Source organism: Shewanella electrica, assembly GCF_022321485.1.
Lineage (GTDB): Bacteria > Pseudomonadota > Gammaproteobacteria > Enterobacterales > Shewanellaceae > Shewanella > Shewanella electrica.
The window spans coordinates 62,788-81,868 of record NZ_JAKOGG010000005.1 but is presented as its reverse complement, the minus strand read 5'-3'; the positions used below and the strand labels follow the sequence as shown (position 1 = coordinate 81,868).

The 19,081-nt window shown below is 50.4% G+C and carries 20 protein-coding genes; 11 read left to right on the top strand and 9 right to left on the bottom strand.

Annotated features, from left to right (window positions below):
- Positions 1–154: 154 nt before the first annotated feature.
- Positions 155–907 carry a Nif3-like dinuclear metal center hexameric protein gene (locus L9G74_RS09300; protein ID WP_238896038.1) on the top strand — a complete coding sequence of 251 codons (753 nt, stop codon included), beginning with the start codon at positions 155–157 and terminating at the stop codon, positions 905–907.
- A 42-nt stretch (positions 908–949) separates the two neighbouring features.
- Here the strand turns inward: L9G74_RS09300 and L9G74_RS09295 are convergent, their stop codons facing one another.
- A complete protein-coding gene (locus L9G74_RS09295) occupies positions 950–2,551 on the bottom strand; it encodes a putative bifunctional diguanylate cyclase/phosphodiesterase (RefSeq protein ID WP_238896037.1) in 1,602 nt (533 codons plus the stop codon).
- A 360-nt stretch (positions 2,552–2,911) separates the two neighbouring features.
- Here L9G74_RS09295 and L9G74_RS09290 point away from each other — a divergent pair, with 360 nt between their 5' ends.
- From L9G74_RS09290 to L9G74_RS09270, 5 genes are read left to right on the top strand one after another with little or no spacing between them, the layout of a single operon-like run.
- The gene (locus L9G74_RS09290; RefSeq protein ID WP_238896036.1) at positions 2,912–3,694 is read left to right on the top strand and encodes a DUF4198 domain-containing protein; all 783 of its coding nucleotides are present in this window, start codon (positions 2,912–2,914) and stop codon (positions 3,692–3,694) included.
- A gap of 9 nt (positions 3,695–3,703) precedes the next feature.
- Positions 3,704–4,366 (top strand): cobalt transporter CbiM, encoded by a 663-nt coding sequence (gene cbiM / locus L9G74_RS09285; protein ID WP_238896035.1) that lies wholly within the window; start codon positions 3,704–3,706, stop codon positions 4,364–4,366.
- On the top strand, positions 4,350–4,961 hold the full coding sequence (locus L9G74_RS09280; RefSeq protein ID WP_238896034.1) for a NikL family nickel/cobalt ECF transporter subunit: 612 nt from the start codon (positions 4,350–4,352) through the stop codon (positions 4,959–4,961). The genes cbiM and L9G74_RS09280 overlap by 17 nt, the downstream gene beginning before the upstream one ends.
- A complete protein-coding gene (gene cbiQ, locus L9G74_RS09275; protein ID WP_238896033.1) occupies positions 4,961–5,725 on the top strand; it encodes a cobalt ECF transporter T component CbiQ in 765 nt (254 codons plus the stop codon). Before L9G74_RS09280 ends, cbiQ begins: the two co-directional genes overlap by 1 nt.
- A complete protein-coding gene (locus tag L9G74_RS09270) occupies positions 5,726–6,481 on the top strand; it encodes an energy-coupling factor ABC transporter ATP-binding protein (RefSeq protein ID WP_238896032.1) in 756 nt (251 codons plus the stop codon). It begins immediately after the preceding gene.
- An 86-nt stretch (positions 6,482–6,567) separates the two neighbouring features.
- Here the strand turns inward: L9G74_RS09270 and aguA are convergent, their stop codons facing one another.
- Entirely contained in the window at positions 6,568–7,659 is a 1,092-nt protein-coding gene (gene aguA, locus L9G74_RS09265; protein WP_238896031.1) for an agmatine deiminase, read from the bottom strand.
- 14 nt (positions 7,660–7,673) lie between these two features.
- Complete coding sequence (gene aguB, locus L9G74_RS09260) at positions 7,674–8,558, bottom strand: N-carbamoylputrescine amidase (protein ID WP_238896030.1); 885 nt, start codon at positions 8,556–8,558, stop codon at positions 7,674–7,676.
- Between the two features lie 128 nt (positions 8,559–8,686).
- On the opposite strand from aguB, the gene L9G74_RS09255 reads away from it, so the two are divergent.
- The 3 genes from L9G74_RS09255 to L9G74_RS09245 are packed head-to-tail and all read left to right on the top strand — an operon-like array spanning position 8,687 to position 10,461.
- Positions 8,687–9,595: a LysR family transcriptional regulator gene (locus L9G74_RS09255; RefSeq protein WP_238896029.1), complete on the top strand. Its 909-nt coding sequence runs from the start codon at positions 8,687–8,689 to the stop codon at positions 9,593–9,595.
- A 34-nt stretch (positions 9,596–9,629) separates the two neighbouring features.
- Positions 9,630–10,124 carry a GNAT family N-acetyltransferase gene (locus tag L9G74_RS09250; protein ID WP_238896028.1) on the top strand — a complete coding sequence of 165 codons (495 nt, stop codon included), beginning with the start codon at positions 9,630–9,632 and terminating at the stop codon, positions 10,122–10,124.
- A 10-nt stretch (positions 10,125–10,134) separates the two neighbouring features.
- Positions 10,135–10,461 (top strand): hypothetical protein, encoded by a 327-nt coding sequence (locus tag L9G74_RS09245; RefSeq protein WP_238896027.1) that lies wholly within the window; start codon positions 10,135–10,137, stop codon positions 10,459–10,461.
- Between the two features lie 179 nt (positions 10,462–10,640).
- On the opposite strand, the gene L9G74_RS09240 is transcribed toward L9G74_RS09245, so the two are convergent.
- From L9G74_RS09240 to L9G74_RS09225, 4 genes are read right to left on the bottom strand one after another with little or no spacing between them, the layout of a single operon-like run.
- Complete coding sequence (locus L9G74_RS09240; RefSeq protein ID WP_238896026.1) at positions 10,641–10,961, bottom strand: YdbL family probable chaperone protein; 321 nt, start codon at positions 10,959–10,961, stop codon at positions 10,641–10,643.
- A 27-nt stretch (positions 10,962–10,988) separates the two neighbouring features.
- Positions 10,989–11,186, bottom strand: a complete 198-nt coding sequence (locus L9G74_RS09235) for a YnbE family lipoprotein (protein WP_238896025.1) — start codon at positions 11,184–11,186, stop codon at positions 10,989–10,991.
- A 15-nt stretch (positions 11,187–11,201) separates the two neighbouring features.
- On the bottom strand, positions 11,202–14,177 hold the full coding sequence (locus tag L9G74_RS22390) for an intermembrane phospholipid transport protein YdbH family protein (RefSeq protein WP_238896024.1): 2,976 nt from the start codon (positions 14,175–14,177) through the stop codon (positions 11,202–11,204).
- A 33-nt stretch (positions 14,178–14,210) separates the two neighbouring features.
- Positions 14,211–15,062 carry a D-hexose-6-phosphate mutarotase gene (locus L9G74_RS09225; RefSeq protein ID WP_238896023.1) on the bottom strand — a complete coding sequence of 284 codons (852 nt, stop codon included), beginning with the start codon at positions 15,060–15,062 and terminating at the stop codon, positions 14,211–14,213.
- A gap of 144 nt (positions 15,063–15,206) precedes the next feature.
- On the opposite strand from L9G74_RS09225, the gene L9G74_RS09220 reads away from it, so the two are divergent.
- Both L9G74_RS09220 and L9G74_RS09215 read left to right on the top strand, forming a co-directional pair.
- Complete coding sequence (locus L9G74_RS09220; protein ID WP_238896022.1) at positions 15,207–15,629, top strand: HIT family protein; 423 nt, start codon at positions 15,207–15,209, stop codon at positions 15,627–15,629.
- A 123-nt stretch (positions 15,630–15,752) separates the two neighbouring features.
- The gene (locus L9G74_RS09215; protein WP_238896021.1) at positions 15,753–16,001 is read left to right on the top strand and encodes a hypothetical protein; all 249 of its coding nucleotides are present in this window, start codon (positions 15,753–15,755) and stop codon (positions 15,999–16,001) included.
- A 328-nt stretch (positions 16,002–16,329) separates the two neighbouring features.
- On the opposite strand, the gene L9G74_RS09210 is transcribed toward L9G74_RS09215, so the two are convergent.
- The gene (locus L9G74_RS09210) at positions 16,330–16,521 is read right to left on the bottom strand and encodes a DUF4177 domain-containing protein (protein WP_238896020.1); all 192 of its coding nucleotides are present in this window, start codon (positions 16,519–16,521) and stop codon (positions 16,330–16,332) included.
- 305 nt (positions 16,522–16,826) lie between these two features.
- Positions 16,827–18,869, bottom strand: a complete 2,043-nt coding sequence (locus L9G74_RS09205) for a bifunctional 2',3'-cyclic-nucleotide 2'-phosphodiesterase/3'-nucleotidase (RefSeq protein WP_238896019.1) — start codon at positions 18,867–18,869, stop codon at positions 16,827–16,829.
- Between the last annotated feature and the right edge of the window lie 212 nt (positions 18,870–19,081).

Below are 19,081 nucleotides of genomic sequence, written 5' to 3'. Positions count from 1 at the left end.
TTCGAAGGATTTTATAGAGCAAACTGGGGGAAAGTCCAATTTGAGCGCCAATTTGCGTGTAGAAACGTTAGATTGACACACTTTTTACCCTAAATCCGAGGTTTTAGAGGATTGTGGTACCATGCGCCACACATTGTTGATGAGGAGGTCCAACATGCAGCGACAAGCACTTGAAGCCTATTTAAAAGACTATTTACAGATTGATCGTTTTAAGGATTATGCGCCGAATGGGCTTCAGGTTGAGGGGCGGGATGAGATCCGTACCATAGTAACAGGTGTCACTGCCTGCCAAGCATTGATTGACCGTGCCATTGAGTTAGGCGCTGATGCGTTATTAGTTCATCACGGTTTTTTCTGGAAAAACGAACCAGCAACCATTGTGGGCATGAAGCAGCGTCGCATTAAAGCGTTGTTAGCACATGATATTAGCTTATTTGGTTATCACCTGCCGTTAGATGGTCATTCGGTGATCGGTAACAATGCGCGTTTAGGGGAAGTCATCGGTTTTGACAATGTGCGTATTGTTGAACAAGTGCCGCAAAATTTACTGTGGCGAGCTGAGCTGACAGTGCCGGTAACACCCGCACAGTTTATGGCGCGTATTACTGAGCGGCTGGGGCGTGAGCCGATTCATTTAGCCGCAGAAAAAACGCAGATCAGCTCTGTCGCTTGGTGCACCGGTGGCGCGCAAGATTATATTGATACCGCTTACGAACTCGGCGTGGATGCCTTTATCAGCGGTGAGGCATCGGAACGGACATTCCACAGTGCGGTAGAACAAAATGTGCATTATTTTGCCGCTGGTCATCATGCCACTGAACGTTATGGTATTGAAGCACTTGGCAAACACTTGGCCGATAAATTTGGTCTGTTGCACCATTTTGTCGATATCGACAACCCAATTTAGCACCCTTGACGAGGCCTTAGCGCTTGAGCGGCTAAGGCTTCGTTAACCTACCAATAAGTTGCTCTCGCTGTTGGCCGCAGGCGTTGCTGCTGGCAATTTATCCAGTGGTAATGCTTCGGAATAGAGCCATCCTTGGTGTAGCTCGGCACCAAGACGGATCAGCTCTGCGGCGTTCAGTTCGTTTTCCACGCCTTCCGCGATAACACTGCAGTTAAGGTCACCAGCTAAGGCGATGATATGGCAGATGATCGAGCGGCTAATCTCATTGACCAAAAAGTCATTCACAAATGATCGATCTATTTTTATCTGCGAAATGGGCAACTCTCGCAGAAGTACCAATGATGAAAAACCGGTGCCAAAATTATCGACGCAGAACTCAAAACCCATGCGACTGATCTTATGCATGACCCGTTTGGCTTTGCTGAGGTCTTCCACTAAGTCGCTTTCGGTCAGTTCAAACATCAAATCTTGCGGTTGGAGCTTATTCTGTTGCTTAAGCACGCGCAGTTGCTGTACTAAGTTATCGCTTTGTAGATCCCGCGCGGTGAGGTTGACATGGACGCGACGATTAAAACCGAGGGCGCGGAGTCGTGGTAAGTCGGTACACGCTTGTTCCACCACCCAATAAGTGATGGCGTTGATCAAGGTGCTTTTGGCCGCCATGGGGATAAACTGCTCTGGCATTAGCACCGTGCCGTTAGCTTGTGGCCAGCGTAACAACGCCTCTACATATAAGGTTTGACCGGATTCTGCGTTGATGATTGGTTGATAAAACAGGCTGAACTGATTCTTTTGTACTGCGTCTGACAACATCTGCGACAACGCCAGTTTGCGTTCTGCGCGCATGCCGATGTTGTCGTTATAAAAGGTGAAGTTACCTTGGCGACTTTTACAGTCGTACATCGCCATATCCGCTTTTTTCACTAAGTCGAACATCTCATTGCTGTGTTTAGGATAACAAGCAATACCAATGCTGGCGGAGGTTTTCATTGAATGCGTGTGGACTTTAATCGGGGCCAGCAGGCTGGTGTGTAAGCTATCAATCAGACCGATAAGTTTATCTTCGCGATATTCACGATACACCACGGCAAACTCATCACCACCGATACGAAATAGGCGAGCGCTGTCGGGAATAATGGTCGACAGCCGCTTAGCGACGGCAATCAGAAATTGGTCGCCATAATAGTGGCCCAAACCATCATTAATCTGCTTGAAGTTATTTAAGTCGATAAAGAACAATGAGAACGGTTTATTGCCACCGGATAGCGCGCTGAGATGCTCAAGTAAACTCTTACGGTTGGCGAGTTTAGTCATGCTATCGGTGAGTGAATTTTGCCGTTCAGTGGCGGCAATGGACTCAATCTTTAGGATGGTTTTGTGCGCCTGCGGAATAATAATCGCCACAAAGGTGGCGCCTCCGAGCAACATCACGGAGATGAGCTGCAATGATGTATCAATCTTGCTGTAAAACAGGTTGATAAAAAACAGGCTGTAACCGATGACGAAGAGTATCAGCAGGGTGATTAACGCCTTCCAGCCGATAGCGTCATCATTTTTGCAGATGAGTGCCGCGGGCTTGAGGCTGCGGACAAGTAACATCAGCCCTAAGGCAACGACGATGTAAGCGATCCAATCAACATTCATTGAGTATTCCGTTACTCCTTGTTAGTGAGTCGAGCCAGAAACAGCTTTATGAGCGTGGAACACGTGAACCAACACCGATGAATTTTACCAACAACTCTGTTTTAGCCTCCGTGAATACACTCACAGATTTTTTACCTTTGTATCATGAAAGTTAGCTATTGGCTGCTCATTATTCGATGAAAATTTGCCAATGACAGCAATTGGGCCTTTGTCGAGTTTGTGAGCTAGTTAGCATTCTGATTTATCACTTGGGTAAATCCCTGTTGGATAAGTGCTTCGCCCAAATTGTGGTGGTATCGTTATTACGATTATTTATTTCGTAATAACTTGAGCCTTTTCGACTCGGTAACCGAGGTCCCCATGCCGTTGTTATCTAAAACCCGCTTTGGTCGTACATCATTGCTGGCGCTAATGTGCTGTTCTATCAACGCAAATGCGCACTTTTTAGAATTATTACCCAGTACAGATATTGTTGCCACACCGCAGCAAGCTAAGCTGCAATTCAGTATGAAATTTACCCATCCAATGTCCCAAGGGCCACTGATGAATCTCGTTCACCCAACTCAGTTTGCTGTGGTAGGGCCGATGGGCAAGCAGGATTTGCTGAGCACACTGCAAGCGCAGCAACAGGATAAACAGCAATATTTCACCGCGGATTACCAAATTAAGCGCCCAGGCGATTACCTGTTTTATGCTGAGCCGCAGCCGTATTGGGAACCTGCCGAAGGCAAGATGATTGTGCATTACACCAAGGTGGTGGTTGATGCGTACGGCATGGAAGACGGTTGGGATACAGAGCTTGGTTTGCCAACCGAGATTGTGCCGCTAACGCGCCCGTTTGGGCTGTGGACCGGCAACCTATTTCAAGGCGTGGTGAAACGTAACGGTCAACCAGTGCCGTTCGCCGAAGTCGAAGTCGAGTGGCACAACGATGGTTCCATCACACCACCGTCAGATCCTTATATCACCCAAGTGGTTCACGCCGATGCCAATGGCACGTTCAGCTACGTGATGCCTAAATCTGGTTGGTGGGGTTTTGCGGCGTTAATCGAAGGCGAACAGCCAATGAAAAACCCAGACGGCAAATTGGTGCCGGTCGAGCAGGGTGGGCTGATTTGGGTTAACGCACGAGACATGAAGTAGGACGGGCACATGGCACATATTCCCGAAGGAGTGGTTTCTGCCCCAGTGTTGATTGCTGGTGGTGTCGTGGCGGTGGCCGCGCTGTGCTATGCAGTGAAAAAACTCGATTACAGTAAAATTCCTCACGCCGCGGTATTAGCCGCCTGCTTTTTTGTTGCCTCATTAGTCGCCGTGCCTGCTGGGCCAAGCAGTGTCCACTTACTGCTTAATGGCTTGATGGGGTTGTTGCTCGGCTGGACCGCCGTGCCTGCCATTGTGGTGGCGTTGGCGTTGCAAGCGGTGTTCTTTGGTTTTGGTGGGCCGCTAGTCTTAGGCGTCAATGCCGTTAATATGGCGCTGCCTGCGCTACTCGCCGCCGGCTTGATTCGGCCAGTGCTTGCTAGCGCAGTGCAGGCGCAACAACGGCGACAAATCTATCTGTTAGGTGGTGCTGCTGGCTTAATCGGTGTTGCCGGTACTGGCACTATGGTGTGCTTATCGTTAGTGGTGAGTTCCGCCGCGTATACCTCGGCCGCCAAGATTATTGCCATCACTTATCTACCGTTAGCCATGGTGGAGATGTTGGTTACCGCGACCGTGGTTGGCTTTATCGCCAAAGTGGCGCCCGAGATGTTGCTACAAGCGCAAACTGAACCGCTGGCGGAGGAGCAGACCAATGCTGAAGTGCTTTAACTATCTGCCACTGCTGTTGTTGTTGTTACTCAGCACATCGGCATCGGCGCATTTGCTCAAAGTGTTTGCGTGGATGGAAGGGCAACAGATTGTCGGCAACGCCTACTTTGCTGGCGGCATTGCGGCGGGTGGTGCCAATATTGTGGTGTTTGATGCGCAGCAGCAGGCGTTAGCAAACATCCATCCCGAGGCTGATGGCAGTTTTCGTATTACCGTGCCTTTTAGCCAAGGCTACGATATTGAGGCTAACACCGGTGATGGTCATGTGGCGCACTGGCAGATCCCCGCAGCAGAAGTGACCAGTTCACCTGCAGGCGCTAATCCCGCGCCCATAGCGAGTGAGCAAACATCCAGCAAACCCACCAAACGCTTCAATATTTTGGCCGAGCCAGAAGCCACAACTCAGAGTAACGGCGTTAACTGCACGCAACTCACCGAAGCGATTCAAACTGCGGTTGCCAAAGAGATTGGGCCGCTACGGATGGAACTGCAACAAGCTGAATCTCGTGCCAAGTTATCGGATGTGATTGGCGGACTAGGGTTTATCTTTGGCATCGCAGGTATTGCATTGTGGTGGCGGAGCCGTAAGCGCTAATGTTAGCCTCTCAATTACAAGCGCAACACCAGTTGCGCTGGTTATCGCACACCGATCCTCGGGTGAATATGTTGGCGGCAGGCGTGTTCGCCTTAGTCGCGGTGTTGTCGCATCAGCTCAGCGCCTTAGTGTTGCTGCTAGTCATCGCGTTATTACTCAATGGCTTGGCTGGGACGCGGTGGCGTTCGGTCGGTAAGCGGCTGCTGGCGTTTGAAACTTTTATGTTGTTGCTGGTGCTGTTACTGCCATTTTCTATCAGCGGCCAAACGTGGTTCAGCCTATGGGGCATGACGGCGTCAATTGAGGGTGCCAAGCAGGCGCTCGCTATCATCTTGCGCGGCAACGCGGTGGTGCTGACACTACTGGCATTATTGGCGATTCGTGAGCCGATCAATTTAGGTTATGGTGCGGCGGCGCTGGGTTTTTCTCCCAAGCTTATCCATCTGTTTATGATGACGGTGCGCTACATTCAAGTGCTAGGCGAGGAGTTTGCGCGGCTACGCAACGCCATGAAAGCCCGAGCCTTTGCCCCTGCTAGTAATTGGCACACGTGGCGCAGTTATGGCTGGATGATGGGCATGTTGTTAGTGCGCAGCATGGAGCGGGCGCAACGTATTGTTGATGCCATGCGCTGTCGTGGTTTCGATGGTAGCTTGTACCTCAATCAACAACTGCAGTGGCGCCGCAAGGACAGTATCGCCTTGGCGTTATTGCTGTTGTTATCGCTGTTACCGCTCGGTTTACAGCTGTTTTTGGAGCATTAAATGGACGCTGCTGCCGTGATTAAAACGCCGTTGTTGTCAGTACATCAGCTATCTGTGGGTTACCTTAACCATAAGGTACTAAGCCAAGTCAGTTTCGATCTTTATGCGGGGGAACGCCTCGCGCTTGTCGGCGCTAACGGTGCCGGTAAATCCACCTTATTGCGTACCTTAGTCGGCTTGCAAGCGGCGCAAGGCGGGCAGATCCACGGTTTCGGGCAGGTGTGTCGGCAAGAAGCTGACTTTCAGCAATTGCGTAAGCGGGTTGGCTTCCTGTTTCAGGATTCGGACGACCAGCTATTTTGCCCAACAGTGCTTGAAGATGTTGCTTTTGGACCGCTCAATTTGGGCTTATCGGCCAGCGCTGCGCGGGACAAGGCATTACAGGTGTTGGCATCGCTCGGTATGGCAAACTTTGCTGAGCGTATTACCTATCGTTTGTCGGGCGGTGAGAAACGGATGATCGCCCTCGCCACCGTCTTAGCCATGGAGCCGCAAGTGTTGTTGCTCGATGAGCCGACCAACGGTTTAGATGATGGCGCGCAGCAACGTTTGCTGAGCCATCTCGATAGTTTGCCGCAGGCGATGATTATTGTGTCGCATGATCGCAGTGTGCTGGAACGTTTGGCCACACGGGCGGTGATGTTAGCAGCAGGGCAGTTGAGCAATGCGGTGATGCATCGTCATCCGCACGAGCATCTGCATGTACACGCTGAAACGCGGGTGATTGGCGGGGCGCACGAGCAAGAACATCATTAGCTTGAGCAGATTTAGTGCATTAAAAAAGCCGATGACATACATAGCGTAAATGTCATCGGCTTTTGTCGTTTAGCGGCTAACTAAAATTAGGCGCTAGGAATTTGTTGCGTAATACAGTGAATGTTACCGCCACCGAGCAGGATTTCACGCGCAGGTACGCCAACAATCTCATGCTCAGGGAAAATCGCTTGCAGCTCTTTGGCCGCCAGCGCATCCATGCTGTCATCCAACAATGGGTAGACGATGCGGTTGTTGGTGATGAGAAAGTTCACATAAGAACCCGCCAAACGCTCACCTGCCGTACGTGGCACGCCAGTACCTGTTGCCACACCTGCGGCTTCTTCTGCAGTGCAGAACAGCGGGCCCGGTTGTGGTAACAGATGCACTTTCAGTTGACGACCTTTGGCATCCGTAGTGTTTTGCAACACGTCCAACGCCGCTTTTGAGCGTGGATACTGCGGATCGTTTTCATCGTCAGTCCAGTGCAGGATCACTTCACCAGGGCGAGCAAAACAGCACATGTTATCAACGTGGCCGTCAGTTTCATCCATGTAAACGCCTTCCGGCAACCAGATGATTTTTTCCACGTTGAGGTACTGTTTTAAGTACTCTTCAATCTGCTCGCGGCTCAAATCTGGGTTGCGGTTGGTATTCAGCAAACACTCTTCAGTGGTTAAGCAGGTGCCTTCGCCATCAACGTGGATTGAACCGCCTTCAAGGATCAGCGGCGCCACATAACGTTTGAAGTCATGATGTTTAAGGATGCTGTTAGCCACTAGCTCGTCTTTATCCCAAGGGAAATACAGACCGCCTTGCAAGCCGCCCCAAGCGTTAAAGCCCCAGTCAATACCACGGCATTCGCCTTGGCCGTTGATGACCATGGTTGGGCCTGAGTCGCGGGTCCAGCAATCGTTGCTTTCCATTGGCACCAAAGTAACTTCCTTCGGCATCACGCTTTTGGCAAGCTCAATCTGCGCTGCAGGCACCGCCATAAACACGGGGGTAGCGCCAGCAATAGCTTTGGCAACGCCAGCAAACGTCCGTTGGGCGATGCTGGCGTTTTCGCGCCAGTTATCTGGGCGGTATGGCCAAATCATCCATACCGCTTGTTGTGGTGCCCACTCGGCAGGCATATAAAAGCCGTTGTTTTTCGGCAAACTGTGCAGGGTGTTAGACATATAACTTGATTCCCTTACCAGCTAGTTTCGCCGTCTGAGGTCAATACCGCTTCGTACATCGCTGGACGACGATCGCGGAACAAACCCCAAGAGATGCGTTGTTTGTCGATTTCAGTTAAATCGAACTCATGTACCAACACGCATTCGCTGGTTTTATCCGCTTGCGCTACCAATGCGCCGGTTTGGTCAGCAATAAATGAAGAACCGTAGAAGGTCATTTCTAAGCCTTCAATAAATTTACTCTTCTCGGTACCGATACGGTTTGAGGCGATCACTGGCACTAAGTTAGCACCTGCATGGCCTTGCTGTACGCGAGTCCAATGCGGTTGTGAGTCGATTTCTGGGTAAGCTGGCTCTGAACCAATAGCGGTTGGGAAGAAAATCAGCTCTGCGCCCAGCAATGCCAAGCTACGGGCAGTTTCAGGGAACCATTGATCCCAGCAAATGCCTACGCCAACTTTGGCATAACGGGTTTGCCATACCATAAAACCAGTGTCACCTGGGGTGAAGAACTGCTTTTCTTGATAGGCAGGGCCGTTAGGAATGTGCGTCTTACGGTACACGTCCAACAAGCTACCATCGGCATCAATCATCACCAGTGAGTTGTAGTGCGCGTTACCACGACGTTCAAAGAATGACAGCGGCAGCACCACTTCCAGCTCTTTAGCCACGGCTTGGAAGTGTTTGATCAGTTTGCTGTCTTCAACGGTTTGCGCCAAAGCAAAATGCTCAGGGCTTTGGTCGATACAGAAATACGGCGCTTCAAACAGCTCTTGAATCAAAATGATTTGGGCACCTTGAGCGGCGGCTTGGCGTACTAACTTTTCAGCATTTTTGATGTTGGCTTCGATATCCCAAGAACAAGCCATTTGGGTCGCAGCGACGGTAACTTTTGCCATGAACTCATCTCCAGTGTTGATGGACGGGTAGGGCGAGCTGCCCAAGCATAGCAAAAGTGTAAGTTGTTGCTCAAAATCCATCAAATGAATAATATTAATCTCACTATTTATATGGTGAATAATGGTATATGAAACTGCACCAGTTAGATCTCAACTTGCTACTGGCGTTTGATGCCTTGATGCTGGAGCGCAATGTCACCCGTGCCGCCAACCGGATATATCTGAGCCAACCGGCGATGAGCCATGCGCTGAACCGCTTGCGGCACGCATTTAATGATCCGTTATTAGTACGCTCGCCGCAGGGCATGTTGCCCACCGCGCGGGCGCTGTCATTGCATGCCGGTGTGCAGCAGGCGTTACAGTTACTGGAGCAACAGTTAGCCGCGCCAGAGCAATTTGATGCCGCCAGCTCTAACCGCCGTTTTGTTATCAGCACTACTGACTATGTTGAATGTGTGTTAATCCCGCCGCTCATTAGCAAGCTCAAGCAGCTAGCGCCTGGCGTGCATATTGAAATCGAAATCTTACGCGAGAAAATCCCCGAGGCTGAACTAGCGCATGGTGATATCGATCTGGTGCTGGGTTTTGATGAATATATGCAGGTGCCTGCTTATTTAGCGCGTGAGACTTGGCTAACTGAGCCGCTGGCTGGCCTCGTGCGGCGCCATCATCCCACCATCAAACAGCAACTCACCCTCGCGCAACTGGTGGAAACCCCGCATGTGTTTCACTCGCCGCTCGGTACCCACGAATCGATCATCGACCGTTACTTGAAGGGCAAAGGCTTAGCGCGACAGATTTCGGTGAATAGCCAAAGCTATATGTCGGCCGCGGCGATTGTCAGCCAAACCGATCATCTGTTAGTTTTGCCTAAGCGGGTGGCGGCAATGTTATGCATTGGCGGATTACTGCGGCAAGTTGCGTTGCCCGCCGATATGCCCAATTATCAACTTAACTGCGTCTGGCATCCACTGCATGAGGGCGTGGCGTCGTTAAATTGGTTAAAGGGACTGATGCGCGGCTTAGTTGAGCAGTAAGCTTAGTACGTGGAACAAGGAAGCAGGAGCAGTTGTGAGTAGCGTTGAGATTAACATCGTCAAAGTGAATTATCGTCACCCTAAGCAGGGGGCGGATCTGCTGCAATTAATGCAGCATTATGCCAAGGACCCAATGGGCGGTGCGCAGCCATTGGCGGATCGGGTGGTGGAACAACTCTTGCCAACACTGGCTTCAACGCCAACCGCATTAAGTTTATTGGCCTATCAAGGTGAGCGTGCCGTGGGCTTAGCAAACTGCTTTTTAGCGTTTTCTACTTTTAATTGTGCGCCTATCCTTAATATTCATGACTTAGTGGTCCACAGCAGCATGCGGCGCCAAGGTATTGGGCAACAACTGCTGGCGGTCGCCACTCAACATGCGAAAGCGCTAGGATGTTGTAAGATTACTCTTGAAGTGTTATCGCACAATCTCACGGCCCGCGAAGCCTACATCAAGGCCGGTTTTGCGCCTTATCAATTGCGCGCGGATACAGGTATCGCTGAGTTTTGGCAAAAACTTTTAGATTAAGGACGATAATGTGAAAAAATTAGTCGCTGTATTGTTGTTACTGCCACTAACAGCATGTGATCTTGTCCCAGACGGCACCACTAAAGATGTCACCGGCAGTTGCGAGAAAACCGCTGATTATCAGCTAGAGCTGCCGCGCATGGACGAAACCTTACAACAAATTGCCCACGGCACTGGCTGCTTTATTGAAGCCGATTTAACTCGAATTGGGGCTATCAAGCCGAAGCCCGTTATCGGTCACTACACGATTCGTGCCGCGATTGAAATTGCCATTGCGGGAACAGGGTTGGAGAGTGAGCAAACGGCGCTGAACAATATTAAAGTGTCGCCCAAGTAACCGCTGCTAAATTGCAGGCAAAAAAAAGCCTCCACATACGCGAGGAGGCCAAATAAAAGCACTTCAGAGCCCCAAATTTTACTGATTTTTAGCTAAATGGCTCATGAATTAACGCCATAGATTCATGCAGTAACGGAATGTTTGCCGTGATCTTCAGCGTAATAAGTTATTGCTTTTGGCTACTTTTTAATCCAGTTGCCGCTGCCATCTTGCACCATATGGCCTTTCTCTGCCTTGGCGATGATTTTCTTGGCCGCCAATTTGGCCACATCCGTCACACTGATGCCGTTTTTGGCGGCAATCTGTTCATAAGCCGCAGTACGTTTGGCGTTTACTTCTTTCACCAAGGCGGTGACATCGGCGCTGGTTTTTAGCGGTGCCAAATAGCCGTTCGCTTGCTCGCCTACCAAGCCTTGATCTTTGGCTTGTTGTAAATCCAACGCGGCGGCTGCAAAGCTCAATGAAAGCGCTGTCAAAAAGGTGATGAGTCGTAGTTTCATTATCGGTTCCTTACCACGTGAGTCGCACTAAAATAGCTCTTGGTTGGTCAGCAGATCGTCCAACGCCTTATCTACTTTAATCCGTATTTCATGCTCAATTTTAACGTTCAAATTAATCACAATCGGCTTATCTGGCGGGTCAATTTTTACTGTGGGTGTACATCCCGCCAAGGTATAACTGGCAAGCACCAGCGCCATGGTTAAGACTTGATTCGATAGCTTCATCGCAGCTCCCTGTGTTTACTGCATCGATGCTTCCAGCCCTGATTGCAAGCGCTCGCCAATAGTCAGGCTTTGCAACAGCTGAAGCAGATTTTCCTCGTGAGAGTAGTTTAAGTGTACTGGGCGATCGACGCCTTGACCATGCCCTTTGATTTTTAACTCAATTTGCGTGTCACCTTGGCCATTCATATCGAGTTGGCCCAAGATCTCTTGGTACTGTAACTGCTGCATAAAATCGAGCACATAATCGAGATACGGTTGGCTTTGGCGCATTTGGGCAATCGCTGGCGTGTTGTGGATTTCAATAATGCCTTCGCTGCGCGCGGCCAGATGACCGCCACTGATGCTGATTTGGCGATGCTCCATCGTCATCGGCAATACCCCGTCGAAGATGCCGGTAGCACTGATGCTGTCTTGTGGATGTTGTGCCAATAACTGCTCAATATCCAAGCCTTGCACCAACAATACGCCGTGAGATCGACCTTGCAAATCGACGTCAAAGTCAGGAATGGTGATCACGCCGTTCAGCGCTGTGGCTGAGGCTTGCAGTTGCAGCTTGGCATCTTTCATCCCCGGTAGTAGCCAGCTGTCCACCTTAGTATTGGGCGCCATCGGCTCAAACTTACCACGGCCGCGAATATCAATTTGGCTCAGTTGGATCCCCGGATTAAAACTACTGGCGGTAAGCGCAAACTGCTGGCAACCAATGTTGCTAGAATCGAGCGTATCAGCGCTCACGAATAGGCGGTAATGGCAGCGAGCATTAAGATTCATATCGGCAAACGGTAACTGCTGATATTGCCCCGCAGCACCGATTATCTGCGGCTGCATATCAACCGCTAATTCCAGTTGCTGCCCCTGCTGGGAAAGATCGACTTGGGCATCAAATTGGCTTTGACCGGTGATCTGCCATGTATCCTCGAGTTGCAGATTTTTGGCGGCAATTTGTTGCAGCGCCAGCAGTGAGGCTTGTGTCTGCCAGTTGGCGTGTAGTTGATAGCCATTGGCCTGTGGCGTAAAGCGATGATCGCTGTGTAGCGTTACATCATCGATTTGCCAAATTTCTTGGCTTTGCAGTTGGTTATCGTGCCAATCAAGCTGCTGTGCCAAGCTTAGTCGTCGTAGGTTGAGTAAACTCTCGTCGCTAGTGCCAAGGCGGGTTTTCTTGGTCGTTGAAATATGTGGTAGCTCGAGTGCCAAGGTCATTTGGCCTTTGAGCGCTTGTTGCTGTAACTGCGGCAATAAAGGTTGCTGGCTATCAAGCGTCAGTGAGCTGATCGCTGGCAGGCTGGCATCGAGTTGCTGCAAACTGAGTTGATGTGGCGCTAGGTTAGCCTTGATTTGTCGCCACTGATGCGAGGTCGCCGGTAAATTAAACTGCCAAACGCCGTGCTGCCAACTTGCCCGTGCCACGCCTTGTTGCGATGTTTGTAGATGCGCCATGCTGAAGTGCTGTGTACCCAACTGCGCCATCAGCTTATCGGCGCTCAAGGCAGCATCTGCTGCCAAGGTAACCTCGGCTTTATTGTCTTTGGCATCCCACATTACCTCACCGGGTAACTGCATGCTGAGTGCGCTGCCGCTGGCAGACCAATTGCCTTGGTCGAATTTTAATCCTTGCGGCAAGGTCAATGTCAGTTGATAGCGACTATTGAACGACAGTTGCTGTAGGTCGGCTGCGGGCAGGGTGGCTTGTGTTTGGTTGAGCGCCAAAGTGAACACGGCTGCGTCGTTGACGTTAAGCCAATTAAACATCGTCGGTTTGATGGTAAATGCTGGCAGGCTGGCGTGCCAATCGTTATCGGCGTTGCGGCTGAGTTGTAGTCCTTGGGGCAAGTCAAGTTGTAAGCCAATATCGTTATTGGCAGGTAACGGCTGATCGGGTAACGACAGTTGCTGATGCAGTTGCGTCAGTTGTTGTTCCAGCGTTGGAATCGTATTTTGTGACGCTTTAGGTAACCATTGCTGCCATGCTGCACGTTGTGCTTGGCTGAGTGATACGCTGAGGTTTAGTGGCGCCAGACTGATGGTATTGGCGTCAGGCTGCTGCAGATAATGTAGCGCGATGGCCTTAGTCGGGCATTGCTCACTGCCAGCAGCGCTACCTTGCAATTGAATACGCGTTGCAGCCGCTGCGGAAAACTCTACCGCTGGATCTTGCCAACAAACATCTGCCGCCAGTGCGCCCGTTTTGCGGGATAAATTTATCTCACCACTCAATTCACCAAAGGCTTTGGCACCAGCCAAGGGCCAATCTGGCGCCAACCAAGGATACGCTTGCAGTAGCGGTGCTGCTGTTGGGCTATCTACCAGTTGCTGTTGTATCTGGTAAAGCTGCGCCAACTGCACTTGGGTATGCAGTTGCCAATCTTCGCTGCCGCGTAGTGGTAATCGCCCTGCCAACTGCCAAAGTGGCGTATCGCTTGTTAGGTTGGCGAGTTCACTGCTTAGCTGCCCAGATGCATCAAAGGTGAGATGGCGCAGTTGCAGCCCCAACGGCTCGGTTGCATCTTTAAGGCGAATATTGGTCACACCAAAATCGATATGAGGAATGGTTCCCGCGATGGGGAGCCACAGTGGCTCAGTGCTGGTGGAGGGCCGCAGTTGCTCCACCGGTACATCAATGTCGGCACTACGGTAACTTAGCGCCTCAATTGCATTCACTATGGCTTGTTGTTGTGCGTGGCTATCGTCCAGTTGATACCAATCCCACAGCTGCGACCACGTCAGCGGTTGTTTCAGTGTCAGTTGAATATCATGAAAGCTGAGCTGATTGTCAGCGTAATCCAGCGCTAACTCTGGCAGCTGCAAGGTACGCCGATCCGGAATCTCCCAATCGAGCTGGCGAATGTGGATCTGGTAGGGCGCCAAGGCGTCATTGGCATGTTTAAGCAACCACTGCGGATGTTGCAGCAGATAAGTGAGCGCCGCCGCTAATACTGCAAGTAGCAGCACGAGGCTGATACCACTCCAAAGCAACATCCGTCTTAACACGCGCAATCGACTCCTTGTTGCGGTGGGGGAAGATTAATCCAACCAGCGAATGCTAGTGGATAATGTATGGCTTTGACCCGGCGCCAATGTCACGGCATCCTCCAACACGTTGGCCGCTTCAAGGCAGACCATCTGCAGGTAATCGTCATCATTAAAGCGTGATAGCCGCTTGGCTTTATCAATCCACGGATTCCACAATACTGCCGATTGGCTGTTACTACGGCTGACTTCGATGGTGCCATTGACGCTGTGCAACTGTTGCACTGGCCCCAGTTGGGTATAGACCCGATCAGTCTCTTTCTCAAAGCTGACGCGGTCGCCATCTTGCGCATACGGCCCGGCACCGAACTCAATATATTTTGCGCCTGCAAAACCACTGGCCTGCAATTGATGGATATCGCCAATCGGGAAATAACTGTGCAGCGCTTGGGTGAGCGTGACCGCTTTATTGCCAAGGTTGATGTTGGTCAGTTTGAGCGTCAGCGTGTCTGACAGAATCACTTCCAGCTCAACCCGAGTATCGTGCGGCCAATATTGGCGCTCATATTTTTCAGGTGCCAAAGTGAAGCGCAAACTGACCACTTCGTCTTCCACCTGTGTGCCAATCCAATCCCACGTTTTGTTGCGAGCAAAACCGTGCGCCGGCCAATCGCTATTTTCATGGTTACCAAACCACGGCCAACACACCGGAATGCCACCACGAATACCGCCAGTTCCCGGCTGATATTCATCGGCACTTGAAACCCACAATAACGGCGCTTTGCCGCTAGGCGCAAAATACTCCACTTGCGCGCCTTGCAAAAAGATCCGCGCTTCACTGCGGGCGGAAACAATCTGCAGATATTCTAAGCCATTGGTATGCGTAAGTTGACGAATGGTCGCCATGATGTCGTCCTCAAATCACGGGCTGCTGCTAATGGCGCATAGCTTAACTGCTTTTGCGCGTCGAATTAAGATGTTCTCGCCAATGCTGTTCAATTCATTTGTGTTCTGCAACACTATGGCAACCAAAAAATAGAGCATCACATCATGGATTTAAATTACGACACTAACAATATTTTCGCGCGCATTATTCGTGGCGAACTGCCCGCCATTAAGGTGTATGAAGATGAGCACACGCTGGCGTTTATGGACATCATGCCGCAAATGCCGGGGCACCTGTTGGTGCTTCCTAAAGTACCCGCGGTGACCTTATATCAACTGCCCGATGATGCGGCCAGCGGGGTGTTAGCCACCATTAAAAAAGTGGGGAAAGCGTTAGAACAAGCGATGGGGGTTGATGGCAGCAGCGTGTTTCAACATAACGGCAGTTATGCCGGACAAACCGTGCCACATCTGCATTTTCATCTGGTGCCGGGGCCGCTCAAAGCGTTGAAAGCTCATGCCAGTGAACCGGCGGATGCCAGCGAGTTACAAACCATCGCCGCGCGTATTCGCAGCTTTATCGTATAAGTACTGCTGTCTGTCATGCGGTAAAAATGCGATCTCGCACCTTTTGTAACTAAGCGCGGCTCACGCAAGACCAGCAAGCTTTCTACAATGGCGGTATTAGCCGTAACGATTAAGAGGGCGAACATGACAGCCAAATTTACCGTTGAGCAATCCATGCGCGAACATACCACCGCCGAGCGGGTTATCTGGTGTGCCGCTAACGATCAGTGTGATTATGTAGTGATGAAAGATGATGAAGAGGTGCATTTTACCCACTTCTCCGAACCCGGTCGTCTTAAGCTGTTACGCGCCAGTGCGCCGATCACTTCTGCTGCTGAATTACTCGCTTTTGCTGAGCAAGATTTTGCTAAACGCGTGCAGGTGAGTATCTAACTAGGTTACTCAGCGAGCAGTAGAACCGCGATAAAAAATCCGAGTGCCATAAACACTCGGATTTTTGTTTGAACATTCTGTACCTCAGCGCTAAAGAACTCCTGCTGGTAAAGTCGATTTTCTAAGGCGGCATTAATCAGACTTTTTGTTTTAGCGGATGCGAGCATGCTACCTGATATTTTGCCCTTGGCGTGAAGCCAATTGGCAATATCCCAAAGGCGCCATAGAGGAGCTTTTTACTGGATAATGCTGTTTTTTAACGCGTTAGCGCAGATGATAGCCATAAAATCGCTCACCTGAATGAATGGCACTGTGTTGATTTCGTACGTCATGATTGGCCAATAAGCTTACGTTTGAAATAAAGGTGATATGAAACCGTTAGCCAGTCGTAGGTGACAGTGACTAATTCCCAGCCATCTTTTCCCATCTCAGTGCATACGCTCTGCATCTCAGCCGTTTTCGTTGAGCGCAGTTTAAATAATCCGTTAATGAGTTTGATCTGGTATTCAAACTGGTCCATGGCGTTGGTCCTTATTGGTCGGTGAGTATCAGTGGTTCATGTTTGGCGGAAACGGATCTAAATAGTTGATTTACCTATTCGACTAAAAATGCACCGGTCAATGTTTCATCGCAATAGTTAGCGAGGCGTCACATGTGACAGTGTCAGAGCAGCAATAATGATCTGTGTCGGCGAGCCGCTCATTATTATCAGTGCATCTAGGGGCGACGCTATGAAAGGGCGCTGCGTCAAAGGTAGTGGAGTTTACTTACAATATAAAAACGCCCCAGTCGATGACGGGGGCGTTTTTACCATGCAGCTAGCGTTTATTTGCCGCTGAGGTCGATACGGTATTCCGCAAATCCGTTATCTTTTACGCCAATTTTGGTCATCGGTCGGCGATGGTTCGCCTTAATAAAGCTTTCCGCTTTGGCGCTATCTTGGGTAGAAAAGCGAATATCCAACGGTGTGGCGCTGTGGATATCAACAAAGTCCCAGTTGTAGTCAGCTTCTGGGCGCACGGTCGCTTTAAAACCACCGTGACCATCGGCTTGTGACATCATGCTGATGTAATCCACCAAGGCTTTACGGTTGGTATCTGGCAGTTCCATCACCACGTGGTCGGCACCGGTGCCAGCAAACTTGCCGCCAAAGGCGCGATAGTTGTTGGTCGCCACGATAAACTCCATCGCATCCAGCGCCTTGCCGGTAAACATATGGCCGTCACCTGATTGATAACTCAGTTTGGTGATACGAGAAGCGTTCGGGTTAACCACCTGACAGTTATCATCAAACTTGCTTGGTTGGGTAATGTCGATGCGATAACTCACGCCATCAATCACGTCAAAGTTATAGGTGGGGTGATTGAAGTTGATCAGTGGTTGTGGCGCACCGCTGTTCGGGTCGATCTGGTTAAACTGGTTCGCTGAACATTCCAGCCAATCTTTCAGTTCCGCCCCAGTCACTTTTACCGCCACCAAAGTATTTGGGAACAGATACAAATCCGCCGCATTTTTAAAGGTCAGTAGCCCTTTACTTACTTCAATATATTGGTTGGCATCGCTGGCCGATGTTTGACGAGCACCGGCTTTAAATGGTGCTGCCGCCGATAATACTGGCAGATTGCTCAACTCCATCGGCAGCATTTGCGCCACTTTGATGTGCTGCGCATCAGCCACAATCTGCACTGTTGGGTCATCTTGTACTTGCGACAAAAAGCTATACATATCGCCAGACGCGCGACCAATTGGGCGCGACATAAAGTCGATAGTGCCTTGGTGTTCTTTAGCTACCGCTTGATGCACCTGCTCATCTGCCGCTACCAATGATTGGTGCGCGGCACCATCATAAATCGGTACCGATTTAGCGATGGCATCCACCACACGCCATTTGCCGTCTTCCAACGCTAAGGTGAAATCCACTTGCCCCATGTTATCGCCCCAACGGCCCGGCATCACGGCTGGAATGCCGTTCATCAGCCCTTTGGCAATATCGGTGTTCGGCAGATCTTTGTAGCGTGGATCAGGGAAGATAGAGTGGCTGTGACCGAACAAAATCGCATTGATACCGTCAACACGGGTCAGCGCATACACGGCATTCTCCGCGTTGGGATCGCCTGGGTTCTCACTCGAACCAATGCCTGAATGTGGCACTGCAATAATGATGTCAGCGCCTTTGGCTTTCATCTCTGGCACCAGCTTTTGTGCAGTGGTCAGAATGCTATCGGCACGCACTTTATCGCGCAGGTTTTGTTTATCCCACAGCATGATTTGCGGCGGCACAAATCCGATATAACCAATGTTCAGCGTGTGCTCTTGGCCCGCTTCATCAACCACTTTGGTGGGTTTGATCAGGTACGGCGTAAATAGATGGTCGCCGCGCTTTTTGCCGTCCCAACATTCATCGGCATCGCAATACACGTTGGCATTGATATAGGGGAATTTGGCGCCCGCCAGTGACTGCTGCAGAAACTCCAAACCGTAGTTAAATTCGTGGTTACCAATGTTGCCCACGGCGTAACCCAGTTGGTTCATCGCCTTGTACACCGGATGAATGTCACCCTTATCAATGCCATGGTGCGCCACGTAGTCGCCCATCGGGCTGCCTTGCAGTAAATCACCGTTATCAACTAACACACTGTTTGTGGCGCTGGCGCGTGCGGCTTTAACTAAGCTGGCGGTACGCGCCAAACCAATGGTGGGATCTACCGTGTCGGCGTAATAGTTGTAATCCATGATATTGGTGTGCAAATCTGAGGTTTCTAGCACACGCAGTTTCACTTCGGTGGCGGCCGCAGCGGCATTAAATACCACACTGCTACCAACCAGCAGTGTCAGCGCCGAGAGCATAAAGGGTTTATTAAGGGCCATTAAACAGTTTTCTTGGTTGAATCTTTTGGTGCGCATAGTTTGCCGTGTGCGGCGGCAAGTGTGAATTAAAAATGCCGTTGGAGTTGTAACAAAACGCCCGTGTTGTCGCTAATTGCAGCAATTGGCGTATGCGCTTGCTAAGCAAACGTTGGCAATTTGTACGAATCGCCATTTTATTGGCATTAAGGCAGAAATTCTTACAACTCTAAGTT